The organism is Bradyrhizobium sp. USDA 3240 (assembly GCF_054063295.1).
Window position 1 is genome coordinate 6,700,536 of record NZ_JBSSGD010000002.1, and the last position, 12,570, is coordinate 6,713,105.

A 12,570-nucleotide genomic window follows, 5' to 3' on the forward strand; every position below is an offset into this window, starting at 1 on the left:
TGTTCGAGTGATTTCAGGAGGCCCGTTGATGGTCCTGAAAAGCGCTTTTGTTGCAACTGTTTGCACCGCGTACCTGGCGTTGGGTGGCGTGGCGTTTGCTGACGACTATCGTCCAAGCGAGTTCTTCAGCCTCGACCTCTCCAAGGCCGTGCTGTCGCCGAAGCCGCTCGGCCCGCCGGCGCAGTTCGCGCCGATTCCGGTCGAGGCGAAGACCGATCGCAGCCCGGATCAGCACGCCAATGTCGAGCCGCAGGTCGATCAGCCGAAAGTCGAGCCGCAGATGGCTGCGCGGACGGCCAAGGTGACGGCGCCGCGTGAGCCGAAGCGCGCAGCGACGCAGGTTCCGGCCCGCGCCAAGCTGGCGCGGCGACACACGAACCCGCTCGATGCGGAAGCCCGCGACACCAGGATCCAGACCTGGCCGTGCCGCACCGGCGGCATCTGCAACTGGCAGCGGTGAAGCGGTTCGGCGATCTCACGCCAGTTTGCGCGCATGGCGCCTGACGACACCGTTAAGATCTCCATCTCCCTCGAGTCATCCCGCCGTCGCAAAACCGTCGGCACAGAGTCAAGAAATCGTAAGGGCGGAGTCAAACGGCGCAGGCAAAACCTTCGTTGCGATTCGACGAAGGTTGTTCGATGCCGACAGCGATCTCCGCGAGGGGGCGAGGCCTCACGAGGCGTCAGCTTCTGGTGCGCTCGGCGTCCACGGCCGCGCTGGCAGGATTGGGCGCGCTGGCAAGGCCCTACCTGAGCCGCGCCGCGGATCGTCCCGCGATCGCGGGCATCCAGTCCGGCGACGTTGCCAGCGATTCCGCTGTGATCTGGGCCCGCGCCGATCGCGCCGCACGGATGCACATCGAATGCGCAGGCGTCGATAGCTTCGCCACCATCCGCCGATGCGCTGCCCGAGCGCGACTTCACCGCCAAGCTGCTGCTCGATGGCCTGCCGCCGGGACAGGACTTGTTCTATCGGGTTCGCTTCGAGGACCGCGACGGCGTCGCCGGCGAAAGCCGCATTGGGCATTTCCGCACCGCGCCGGCCGACCGCCGCTCGGTCTCGTTCGTCTGGTCCGGCGACGTGGTCGGGCAGGGTTGGGGCATCGACCCCGCGCGCGGTGGCTTGCGCAGCTATCGCACCATGCTGAACGAGCGGCCGGATTTCTTCATCCATTCCGGCGATCACATCTATGCGGATTGCACGGTGCCGTCGGAGCAGACGCTGCCGAACGGCGAGGTCTGGCGCAACATCGTCACCGAGGAGAAATCCGTCGTCGCGCAGACTCTTGAGCAGTTTCGCGGCAACTACAAATACAACTGGCTCGACGAGAATTTTCGCGCCTTCCATGCCGAGGTCCCGATGTTCGCGCAATGGGACGACCACGAAGTGGCCGACGACTGGTCGCCGCTCGGCACCGCTGACGCGACCGGCTATGACGCGGACGGCACCTCGCGCCTGGTAGCGCGGGCGCGCGGTGCCTTCCACGAATTCATGCCGATGCGGCTGATGCCGGAGCGCGACGGCCGGGTCTACCGCAAGATCGCATACGGGCCGCTGCTCGACGTCTTCATCATCGACATGCGCTCCTACCGCGATTCCAGCTGGAACAAGCAGGGCGATCCGGATCAGGCCTGCATCCTCGGCGAGAGCCAGCTCGCCTGGCTGAAGCGGGAGCTGGCGGCGTCGGATGCTGTCTGGAAGGTGATCGCCGCGGATCTGCCGATCGGCCTTGTCAGCCTGGATGCGGTCGCGCTCGGCGACGGGCCGCCGGAACGGCGCGAGCACGAGATCGCCGATTTGCTGTCCTTCATGAAGCGCGCCGGCGTCCGCAACACGGTGTGGCTCACCGCCGACATGCACTACACCGCCGCGCATCACTATGATCCGAACCGCGCGGTGTTCCAGGAGTTCGAGCCGTTCTGGGAATTCGTCTCCGGTCCGTTGCATGCCGGCACCTGGTCGCCGGGCGAGCTCGACAACACCTTTGGCCCGAAGGCTATGTACCAGAAGGGCTGCTCGGCCGAGCAGGGCGACAATCTCGCGCCGTGTTTCGGCCTGCAATTCTTCGGCCGCGTCGACATCGACGGCAAGACCGGCGTGATGACGGTGACGTTGAAGGACGTCGACAACCACGATCTCTGGTCGGTCGACATCGAGCCGCGGCCGGATGCGCGGCCCGGCCAGATCATGGCGGAACATATCTAAGCCATAGCGTTTTCGAGCGAAGTGGAGTCCCGGTTCGCGTGAAGAAAACGCGTCAAACCAGGACTCGTCGCGACATCTTGATTGCGGGCGCCTTGCCCGAAGGGCCGGTTTGCGGGCAGACTGCGTGTTGGCAGTTCTGCCAATTTCATTCCCACCAGACGATTTGCTGGCGTGACGTCGTCGATGACATCGGCGTCCCACGCGTCAGGAGTTATCCATGGACAATCTGCAGACACAGGGCATCAGCCTGCCGCAGCTCGGGCTCGGCACCTTCCGCATGCAGGGCGATGCCTGCCGCGCGGCGGTCGAGAGCGCGCTCGGGCTCGGTTACCGCCATATCGACACCGCCGAGATGTACGGCAATGAGGAGGCGATCGGGGCCGCGATCGCGGACTCGAAGGTCGCGCGCAAGGACCTGCATGTGACCTCCAAGGTCTGGCACGAGAATTTGGCGCCGGATGCGATCCGGAACGCGTTCGACGCCAGCTTGAACAAGCTGCGGCTCGATCACGTCGACCTCTATCTGGTGCACTGGCCATCGCGGAATATGAAGCTGCCTGCCGTGTTCGAGACGTTGATGAAGCTGAAGGAGGAAGGCCGCACCCGCGCGATCGGCGTCGCGAATTTCACCACCGCGCTGCTCAAGACCGTGGTCGAGGACATCAAGGCCCCGATCGCCTGCAACCAGATCGAATATCACGCGATGCTGGACCAGACCCCGGTGCGGAAATATCTCGCCGCGAAATCGATACCGCTGGTGGCCTATTGTCCGCTGGCGCAGGGCCGTTTCGCGACCGACGAGACGCTGGCGAAAATCGGCAGCAAGCATGGCGCGACCGCAGCGCAGGTGGCGCTGAAATGGCTGCTCGACCAGGACGGCGTTGCGGCGATCCCGAAAGCCTCGCGCGCCGAAAGCCAGAAGGCCAATCTCGATGCGCTGAAGGTCAAGCTCGACGACGACGACCGCAAGGCGATCGGTGCGCTGCGCAAGGACATGCGCTGCGTCAATCCGGGTTTTGCTCCGGCGTGGGACTGAGTTCTGCGAGCACCCGACAAGCACGTAGAACAAGAAAATGGCTCCGCGAGGAGCCATTTTCCGTTGTGTTAGTCTTTCGTAGATGCCGGTACTTAGTAACGATCCCGCCTGATCACCATCGCGCGGTCATGGTCATGGTGCCAGCCGCGATGCCAGCCACGGTCATGGCGCATCTCGGCGCGCGCGCCCCAGCCACGATCCCAGTGGTGATGGCCGCCGCGCTTGATCACGACGGTCTCGGCGCTCGCGATCGACGGAACGGCCACTGCAAGCGTACCAATCGCCGCAAGAACAAAACCAATCTTTTTCATCTCATCCTCCTCAAATGATGCGAGGAGGCAACCGTGCAGGCATCGAAACGTTCCTGCGGAACCGGGGGAGTTTCCTGAACACCTGTTCAGCAACGGTCCCATCACAACGCTCGCCTTGCGTTCGCTGCACAACCGATGCGTGAGCGTGACAGTGTCTTTCGGTGGTCTTGCCTAACCACTGCGTCCGACGCATCATTGCGCCATAAAATCAATGTTCGGGGGGACGTTGTGAGCAAATTTTCACGCCGGGACTTTTTGAAGGGTACGGGATCGGCCGCTGCTGCGGTCATCGCAGGGCCGGCCGCTGCGGCGATGGGGCCGGACGACAAGTTCGATCTCGTGATCAAGAGCGGCGACGTGATCGATCCCAGCCAGTCGCTGCGCGGAAAGCGCGACATCGGCATCCGCTGGGGCCTGATCGAGGCGATCGAGGACGAGATCCCTGCCGCGCGCGCCAGCAAGACCATCGACGCGTCGGGCAAGCTGGTGATGCCGGGCCTCGTCGATCTGCACTGCCACGTCTACCCATACGGATCGGCGATCGGCATTCCCGCCGACGAGTTGGTGCAATTCCAGGGCACCACGACCGTCGTCTCGGCCGGCGATGCCGGCGTCAACAATCTCGCTGCGCTGCGCCGCTTCATCGTGGCGCAGTCGCGGACCCGGATCTACGCCTTCCTCCATATCGCCAACAACGGCCTGTCGGCGTTCCCGGTGGCTGAGCTCTACAACATCGACAACGCCCAGGTCGAAGCCTGCGCCATGGCGCTCGCCGAGAACCCTGACTTCCTGATCGGGGTCAAGGTGCGGATGTCGGAGAACGTCATCTTCAAGCATGGCATCGAGCCGCTGAAGCGCGGCATCCAGGCTTGCGAGATGTGCGGCTGGCCGGCGCGGATGATGGTGCATATCGGCGGCGTCGAGACCAGGGAGTTGATGTCCGACATCCTCGATCTGCTGCGGCCGGGCGATATCCTCACCCATGCCTATTCCGGCGCGCCGAACATGTCCGGCGCCTTCACCAATATCGTGCAGGACGGCAAGCTGCTGCCGGCGGCGCTTGCGGCCAAGCAGCGCGGCGTGCTGTTCGATGTCGGCCATGGCGGCGGCAGCTTCGATTTCACGGTGGCCGAGATCGCGATCCCCGCCGGCTGCACGCCCGATACGATCTCCTCCGATATCCACGTCTTCTCCGGCAATTCGGCCGGCATCCCGTTCCTGCCCAACGTGATGAGCAAATTCCTGGCGATGGGCTCCTCGCTGGATCAGGTGGTGGCGATGGCGACCTCGGTGCCGGCGCGGATCATCAACCGGACGCCTAAGATCGGCACGCTGCAGCGCGGCGCACCCGGCGACGTCGCGATCATGGACCTCATCGAAGGCCCGGTCACCTTCGTCGACACCCGCAACAACAAACGCGACGGCAATCTGCAGCTGAAGCCGGTGCAGACCGTGGTCAACGGCGTGCCGTTCGGCCGGCCCTATCAGGCGCCGTTTTCGGTGCGGTAGGCGCAAACGGAAGGATGGATTGCTTCGCTCCGCTCGCAATGACGACATAACCAGCCGTCATTGCGAGGAGCGAAGCGACGAAGCAATCCATCTCTCGGCGAAACGATCGCTAGCCGCGCTTCTCCACATTGCTGCTGCGCGCGGGCACGCCGAACTCCTTGCGGCACACTTCGGCCAGCACCGCGACGCCTTCGCGGATCTGCTCGTGTGAGGGGCTGGCGAAGCAGAGGCGGAGCCGGCTGCCGGAATGCGCCTTGCTGGTCGACCATTCCGGTCCCGGATTGATCGAGACCCCGGCGGCAAGCGCTGCCTGGTAGAGCTTCATGGTGTCGACATTGTCGGGCAGCTTGACCCAGAGGAAGATGCCGCCCTTCGGCGCCTCGAATTCGGCCGACGTGCCGAACTGCTCGTTCAGCGCCTCCATCAGCGTGTCGAGCTTGGCGCGCAGGCCACGGGTCAGCCGCGGCACGTGGGTCGCAAAATGCGGCGCGCAATATTCCGAGAGCACCATCTGCTCCAGCGCGCCGGAGCCGGCGTCGGTCTTCAGCGGCAGCATCCGCGACATGATTTCCCAGGGTGCGACGATGAAGCCGACCCGTAGCGCCGGTGCGATCGACTTCGAGAACGAGCCGATATGGATCACGCCGCCATGCTTGCTCATCGCATAGATCGCGGGCGGCCGTTCACCGTTCCAGATCAGATCGGCATAGCAATCGTCCTCGAAGATCGGCACGCCGTATTCCTTCGACAGCTTCAGCATCTCGGCGCGGCGGCTTTCGGGGAGGATCGAGCCGGTCGGGTTCTGCACGGTCGGGATGGTGTAGATGTATTTCGGAGTGATGCCGCGCCGCTTGTGATCGGCGAGCGCTGCGGCCAGCGCATCGATCCTTATGCCGTTGCCATCAAGGGGAACGCCGACCGCGTTGACGCCAAGCCGCGTCAGGCGGTTCAGCGAGCCCTGATAGGTCTCCTGCTCGATCAGCACCGTGTCGCCCTTGGCAAGTAAGGTGTGATTGACCAGGTCAAGCGCCTGCAGCGAGCCGGAGACGATCATGATCTCGTCCGGGGTGCAGGCAATCCCGGCGTCGCGCTTCAGCTTCTCGGTCAGGAACTGGCGGAGCGGCAGATAGCCCTGCGGCCCGTGCGCGAGGTTGTAGGTCGCGAGATTCCTGCCCTCGCGCTTCAGCACGGCGTTGACCGCCTCCAGCAGCCCGTCGACCGGGACCTGGTCGGGATCGTTGTTGCCGCCGACGAAGCTGTATTTGGCAAGCCCGGTCCAGCGCGCGGCCGGCGCAGGCAGGCCGGCCGGAAGCAGCGGTGCAAAGTCGAACTGGGCTGAGGTGGACATGGACGTTTCGCTCCGTGTTGTTGTCGTTGAGAAGGCCCGTGGGAGGAGCCCTCTGTGAAATCAGTTCTTGCCGGTCAGCCGGATCGGGCGGCCCTGGCTGATGAATGCATAGTGCCCGGCGCCGACGCTGCCGACCATCAATGCCTCGACCGCCGGTTCCGCTATCTCGCCGGCGGCCGCCCAATCGACCACGAAATTCGCGCCGGTGCCGCCGCGGGTATCGGTCGTGGCGATCGAGACCTCGACGGTCGCAAACGGTTTTAGCGCGACCGGCGATTTGAGGTAGCTCTCCACCATCTTGCCTGATGTGTCGAAATAGGCGATCCGCTTCAGCACCAGCGGCCTCGTCTCGGAGGCGTTGTGCACGCTCAGCGTCACCGAGAAATCGGCCCTGAGCTTGCCCTGGCTCATCGACACGCTGGAATACACCGGCACGTAGAATGCACCGGATGCCGTGAGGCCTTCCGATGGCACCGCGGTCAGCGAGTTCGCAAAATTTTGTTCAATACTTCCGGAGGATTGTGCTAGCGCCTCCGTCATGCGCACGGTGAGCAGGCAGAGCAGAACTGCCAGAAAAATGCCGCCTGCGCGGATGTGACACATTGCTCGGTTGATCCTCACGCCCGGCCCTCTAGGTTGCGGCAACAGGAAGTCTTTGACGCATGCATGAACTGATTCGCGATATCACGCTCTGTATCCTGTTTGCCTGGGGGATTGGGCTGCTCGCCCATTTCTCCCGGCAACCGCTGATACTGGCCTACCTTATCGCCGGCTTTTTCATTGGTCCATTCGGCATGGGCTGGGTCAAGTCCCAGGAATCGATCAGCGTCATCTCCGAGCTCGGCCTGATCTTCATGCTGTTCATGATCGGCCTGGAGATCGACCTCAAGAAGATCATCCGTGCCGGCAAGGTCATCCTGTTCGCCGGCGCCGGCGAGCTGATCGGCGGCTGCCTGATCGGCGTGGCGTTCTTTGCCGGAATAGGCCTTGCGATCGGCGGCGGCAAGTTCGATGCGGTCTATCTCTGCGTCGCCTGCGCGCTGTCCTCGACCGTCATCATCGTCAAGGTGCTCTACGAGAAGCGCGAGCTGGACACGCTGCCGGGCCGCATCACACTCGGCGTGCTGGTGCTGCAGGATATCTTCGCGATCCTGTTCCTGGCGGTGCAGCCGAGCCTCGACAATCTGCAGATCGGCGTCGTGCTGCTGTCGATCGCCCGCGTCGCGGTGCTGGTCGCGACCGCGCTGGTGCTCAGTCGTTACGTGCTGCCGCGGCTGTTCCATCAGATCGCGCGCCGGCCCGAGCTCGTGCTGCTCGGTGCGCTCGCCTGGTGCTTCCTGATCGGCGAGATCGCCGAGCGGCTGCATCTGTCGCGCGAGATGGGCTCGCTGGTCGCCGGCGTCTCGATCTCGACCTTTCCCTACGCGCTCGACGTCACCGCCAAGGTCACGACGCTCAGGGATTTCTTCATCACACTGTTCTTCGTCGCGCTCGGCATGACGATCCCGATCCCGGGCTTGCAGGTGATCTGGCTCGCGCTTGTGATCGCGGCCTTCACGGTGGTGAGCCGCCTGGTCACGACGTTCACACCGCTCTATCTGATGAAACAGGGCCTGCGCGCCAGCCTGCTGCCGGCGATCAATCTGGCGCAGATTTCCGAGTTCTCGCTGGTGGTGATCCAGACCGGCGTCGCCGCCAACCATATCGGGACCGAAACCGCGAATGCGGTTTCGTTCGCTTTCGTGGTGCTGGCGGTGCTCTCGACCTTCGCGATGGCCCGCAGCGATCAGATCGTGCGAGGCCTGATCGGTCCGTTGAAGCGGATCGGGCTGCGTGATCTCGACCATCGACGCGAGGGCAGTGGCGGGTCCGGGCAGGAGGAGGGACATGGCGAGATCCGCCGCATCGTCATCCTCGGCTTTTTCCGTGCCGCGAGCGCGCTGATCAGCCAGATCGAGCGGCAGAACCAGTCGCTGCTCGAGCAGATCAGTGTGATCGACTTCAACCCGCTGGTGTTCCGCACGCTGACCGACCGCGGCATGCACGTGATCTATGGCGACATCAGCAATGTCGACACGCTGGTTCATGCCGGCATCGGCAAGGCCGAGATCATCATCCTGAGCGTACCGGATTTCCTCCTGGTCGGCGCCGACAATGAGAAACTGGTGCGCCACGTCCGCGCCCTGAATCCGACCGCGAAGGTTGTTGCCACCGCCGATCTCCTGACCGGCGTCGACGATCTCTACGCCGCCGGTGCCGACTACGTCACGGTGACCCGGCTCAGCGACGCCGGCGAGCTCTATTCGGTGATCGAGGCCGCCGACGCCGGCCTGCTCGACGACAAGCGCGCCGAGCTGGACGCCCAGCTCAGTGACCGGCGCGAGGTGCTGCCGTAGGCGAGCATGATCCGGAAAAGTGGGCACCGGTTTTCCGACAAGATCATGCTCGAGCAAGGGGGGCACGGTGCTTGTCACCTGCTGGTATGCCTGCCGGACGCATGGCGGGTTGCATAATGATACTGGCGCTGACATCGGAACCCGGCTAATCCACTGCCTGCATAAAGCGAGATGTCAGGACAATGGCCGATACGATCCAGGAAGTGCTGCAAGCCTTTGCGAAGGGTGAACTCGTCGTCGTCACCGACGATGATGATCGGGAAGGCGAGGGCGATTTGATCGTCGCGGCGTCGTTCTGCACGGCGGAAAAGATGGCCTTCATCATCCGCCACACCTCCGGCATCGTGTGCGCGCCGATCACCACCGAGGACGCCCGCCGCCTGCGGCTAGACCCGATGGTGGCGCATAACGAGTCCAACCACACCACGGCCTTCACCGTTTCGATCGACTACAAGCCCGATGGCGGCACCGGCATCTCGGCCGACGAACGCGCCTCCTGCTGCCGCGCGCTCGCCAATCCCAATGCCGGCGCCAACGATTTCGCGCGCCCCGGCCACATCTTCCCGCTGATCGCGCGCGACGGCGGCGTGCTGCTGCGCTCCGGTCACACCGAGGCCGCGGTCGATCTGTGCCGGCTCTCCGGCCTGCCGCCGGTCGGCGTCATCAGCGAGCTGATGAACGACGATGGAACCGTGATGAAGGGCGAGCAGGTCGCGAAATTCGCCGCCGCCCACAAGCTCAAGCATGTCACGATCGCGGACATGATCGCCTATCGCCAGGCGCGCGAGAAGCTGATCGAGCGGGTCGCGACCTTCACCACCGAAAGCCCGATCGGCCCGCTGCAGGGCTATGCCTATCGCTCGCCGTTCGACGAGATCATGCACGCCGCATTCGTCTACAACGGCATCGGCGACGGCCGGGACGTGCTGACCCGGCTGCACAAGCCTAATATCGTGACCGACCTCTTCACCGGGCCGGCGCGGATGGAAGCCGTATTGCGGCACTTCAAGGCTGCCGGCCGCGGCGTGCTGGTCTATCTGCGCGATGGTGCCGCCGGTGTTCCGGTCCAGCCGGTGAGCGAGCAGAAATCGGCGGAGGCCGATCGCAACAAGCAGTGGCGCGAGGTCGGTGTCGGCGCACAGATCCTGCGCGATCTCGGCATCACCTCGATCCGGCATCTGACCTCTTCGGTGCACGACTACAAGGGTTTGTCCGGTTTCGGCATCGAGATCGTGTCGAACGAGAGGCTGGACTGCTGACCATCGTCATTCCGGGCGCGACCGTAGGGAGCGAACCCGGAATCTCGAGATTCCGGGTTCGATGCTACGCATCGCCCCGGAATGACAATGATCCCAATTCAATTGCGCTTCGCAGCATAGCGCTTTAATTTATCCGCCAAATTCCGAGTGACGATACGAAAGGATGTTTCATGAGCGTGCGCCCCCAGTCCAAGGACAAGCCGGCTGCCGCCAGCTTCCAGTGGGATGATCCGTTCCTGCTCGACGACCAACTCACCGAAGACGAGCGCCTGATCCGCGACACCGCGCGGGCCTATGCGCAGGACAAACTGTTGCCGCGGGTCACCAAGGCCTATCTGGAAGAGAAGACCGACCGCGAGATCTTCAACGAGATGGGTGAGCTCGGCCTGATCGGCGTGACGCTGCCCGAGGAATATGGCTGCGCCAATGCGAGCTACGTGGCCTACGGCCTGGTGGCGCGCGAGATCGAGCGCGTCGATAGCGGCTATCGCTCGATGAACTCGGTGCAGTCGTCGCTGGTGATGTATCCGATCTACGCCTATGGCGACGAGAACCAGCGCAAGAAATATCTCCCGAAGCTCGCGACCGGCGAATGGGTCGGCTGCTTCGGCCTGACCGAGCCGGATGCCGGTTCCGATCCCGGCGGCATGAAGACCCGCGCCGAGAAGGTGGCCGACGGCTACAAGCTGAACGGCTCCAAGATGTGGATATCGAATGCGCCGATCGCCGACGTGTTCGTGGTGTGGGCCAAGTCGGCCGCGCATGACAACCAGATCCGCGGCTTCATCCTCGAGAAGGGCATGAAGGGCCTGTCGGCGCCGAAGGTCGGCGGCAAGCTCTCGCTGCGTGCCTCGATCACCGGCGAGATCGTGCTCGACAGCGTCGTGGTGCCGGAAAGCGCGCTGCTGCCCAACGTCTCCGGCCTGAAGGGCCCGTTCGGCTGCCTCAACCGCGCCCGCTACGGCATCTCATGGGGCGCGCTCGGCGCCGCCGAGGACTGCATGCACCGCGCGCGCCAGTACACGCTCGACCGCAAGCAGTTCGGCCGGCCGCTCGCCGCCACCCAGCTGGTGCAGAAGAAGCTCGCCGACATGGAGACCGAGATCGCGCTCGGCCTGCAGGCCTCGTTGCGCGTCGGCCGTCTGATGGACGAGGGCAAGATGGCCCCGGAGATGATCTCGATCGTCAAGCGCAACAATTGCGGCAAGTCGCTCGACATCGCCCGCATGGCGCGCGACATGCACGGCGGCAACGGCATCCAGATCGAGTATCATGTGATGCGTCACGCCGCGAACCTCGAGACGGTGAATACCTATGAGGGCACGCACGACGTCCATGCGCTGATCCTCGGCCGTGCGATCACCGGCATCCAGGCGTTCTCGTAACGTATCAGGTCGTCATTCCGGGGCGCGCGTAAGCGCGAACCCGGAATCTCGAGTCGTATTCTTTTCCCTCACTTCGGGATTCCGGGTCTGGCCATTACGGGCCATCCCGGAATGACGCTAAGAGGTCCGCATGGCCGACAACGACGACATCCCGTTCAACCGCGACTTTCCGCTGAAGCCCGGCGTGGTCGAACAGGCCCGGCCCGGCGTGCGCCGCGTCCTCTGCAACAATCCGAGCCCGTTCACCTTCACCGGAACGGTCAGCTACATCGTAGGGCAGGGCAAGGTCGCGATCATCGATCCCGGTCCCGACGATGAGGCGCATGCGAAGGCGCTGCTCGATGCGGTCAAGGGCGAGACCGTGACGCATATCCTGGTCACCCATACCCATCGCGACCATTCGCCGAACACGCCGCGGATCAAGGCCGCGACTGGCGCGCCTGTCTATGCCGAGGGGCCGCACCGCGCCTCGCGCCCGCGCTTCGAGAGCGAGAAGCACAATCCGGAATCCGGCGCCGACCGCGATTTCCGGCCCGACATCGAGATCAAGCACGGCGACGTCATCGAGGGCGCGGGCTTCGCGCTGGAGGCGGTCGCCACCCCCGGGCACACCGCCAACCACCTGGCGTTCGCGTGGGCCGAGCGCAGCATCAATTTCGTCGGCGACCATGTGATGGGCTGGTCGACCTCGATCGTGGCGCCGCCCGACGGTTCGATGATCGACTACATGGCCTCGCTGGAGCGGCTGGAGCAGCGGCCCGAGCAACTCTACTTCTCAGGCCACGGCCCGGAGATTCCGGAAGGCCCGCGCTATGTCCGTTTTCTGGCGCGGCATCGCCGGGCGCGCGAGGCGTCGATCCTGCATCGCCTCGGCAAGGGCGAGGCCGACATCCCGACAATGGTGCGGGCGATCTATATCGGGCTCGATCCGCGCCTCGCCAATGCTGCCGGCTATTCGGTGCTGGCGCATCTGGAGGATCTGGTCGCGCGCGGTATCGTGGCGACGGATGGCGATCCTGTGATCGGCGGCACGTACAGGATAGCCTGAGCTGCCTCCCACCGTCATTCCGGGGCGTGCCAACGGGTCCGCGCGAAGCGCGGCCCGATGACAAGCTCCGCG

11 protein-coding genes and 1 pseudogene are annotated in these 12,570 nt (G+C 64.3%); 9 read left to right on the plus strand and 3 right to left on the minus strand.

The window, feature by feature from the left end; translation table 11 throughout:
- Positions 1-28: 28 nt before the first annotated feature.
- The 4 genes and pseudogenes from ACVIGA_RS32430 to ACVIGA_RS32445 all read left to right on the plus strand — a co-directional run bounded on the left by ACVIGA_RS32430 (position 29) and on the right by ACVIGA_RS32445 (position 3,242).
- A complete protein-coding gene (locus ACVIGA_RS32430; RefSeq protein ID WP_456669194.1) occupies positions 29-460 on the plus strand; it encodes a hypothetical protein in 432 nt (143 codons plus the stop codon).
- A 179-nt stretch (positions 461-639) separates the two neighbouring features.
- A pseudogene (locus ACVIGA_RS32435) lies at positions 640-976 on the plus strand (PhoD-like phosphatase N-terminal domain-containing protein); the annotation flags it as partial.
- A gap of 105 nt (positions 977-1,081) precedes the next feature.
- On the plus strand, positions 1,082-2,206 hold the full coding sequence (locus ACVIGA_RS32440; RefSeq protein ID WP_456670940.1) for an alkaline phosphatase D family protein: 1,125 nt from the start codon (positions 1,082-1,084) through the stop codon (positions 2,204-2,206).
- A 217-nt stretch (positions 2,207-2,423) separates the two neighbouring features.
- Positions 2,424-3,242, plus strand: a complete 819-nt coding sequence (locus tag ACVIGA_RS32445; RefSeq protein WP_456669195.1) for an aldo/keto reductase — start codon at positions 2,424-2,426, stop codon at positions 3,240-3,242.
- A 92-nt stretch (positions 3,243-3,334) separates the two neighbouring features.
- Here ACVIGA_RS32445 and ACVIGA_RS32450 read toward each other — a convergent pair whose 3' ends face one another.
- Entirely contained in the window at positions 3,335-3,553 is a 219-nt protein-coding gene (locus ACVIGA_RS32450) for a hypothetical protein (RefSeq protein WP_223969873.1), read from the minus strand.
- A gap of 228 nt (positions 3,554-3,781) precedes the next feature.
- On the opposite strand from ACVIGA_RS32450, the gene ACVIGA_RS32455 reads away from it, so the two are divergent.
- Positions 3,782-5,062: an amidohydrolase family protein gene (locus ACVIGA_RS32455; RefSeq protein ID WP_456669196.1), complete on the plus strand. Its 1,281-nt coding sequence runs from the start codon at positions 3,782-3,784 to the stop codon at positions 5,060-5,062.
- A 109-nt stretch (positions 5,063-5,171) separates the two neighbouring features.
- On the opposite strand, the gene ACVIGA_RS32460 is transcribed toward ACVIGA_RS32455, so the two are convergent.
- The gene (locus ACVIGA_RS32460) at positions 5,172-6,410 is read right to left on the minus strand and encodes an aminotransferase-like domain-containing protein (RefSeq protein ID WP_456669197.1); all 1,239 of its coding nucleotides are present in this window, start codon (positions 6,408-6,410) and stop codon (positions 5,172-5,174) included.
- A 60-nt stretch (positions 6,411-6,470) separates the two neighbouring features.
- Entirely contained in the window at positions 6,471-7,013 is a 543-nt protein-coding gene (locus ACVIGA_RS32465; protein WP_374708010.1) for a DUF3124 domain-containing protein, read from the minus strand.
- Positions 7,014-7,072: 59 nt separating this feature from the next.
- On the opposite strand from ACVIGA_RS32465, the gene ACVIGA_RS32470 reads away from it, so the two are divergent.
- The 4 genes from ACVIGA_RS32470 to ACVIGA_RS32485 all read left to right on the plus strand — a co-directional run bounded on the left by ACVIGA_RS32470 (position 7,073) and on the right by ACVIGA_RS32485 (position 12,498).
- Positions 7,073-8,806 (plus strand): cation:proton antiporter domain-containing protein, encoded by a 1,734-nt coding sequence (locus tag ACVIGA_RS32470; RefSeq protein ID WP_456669198.1) that lies wholly within the window; start codon positions 7,073-7,075, stop codon positions 8,804-8,806.
- 182 nt (positions 8,807-8,988) lie between these two features.
- Entirely contained in the window at positions 8,989-10,065 is a 1,077-nt protein-coding gene (gene ribB, locus ACVIGA_RS32475; RefSeq protein ID WP_223969869.1) for a 3,4-dihydroxy-2-butanone-4-phosphate synthase, read from the plus strand.
- A gap of 170 nt (positions 10,066-10,235) precedes the next feature.
- The gene (locus ACVIGA_RS32480; protein WP_456669199.1) at positions 10,236-11,450 is read left to right on the plus strand and encodes an acyl-CoA dehydrogenase; all 1,215 of its coding nucleotides are present in this window, start codon (positions 10,236-10,238) and stop codon (positions 11,448-11,450) included.
- Between the two features lie 130 nt (positions 11,451-11,580).
- Entirely contained in the window at positions 11,581-12,498 is a 918-nt protein-coding gene (locus tag ACVIGA_RS32485) for an MBL fold metallo-hydrolase (protein WP_456669200.1), read from the plus strand.
- Positions 12,499-12,570: the final 72 nt, after the last annotated feature.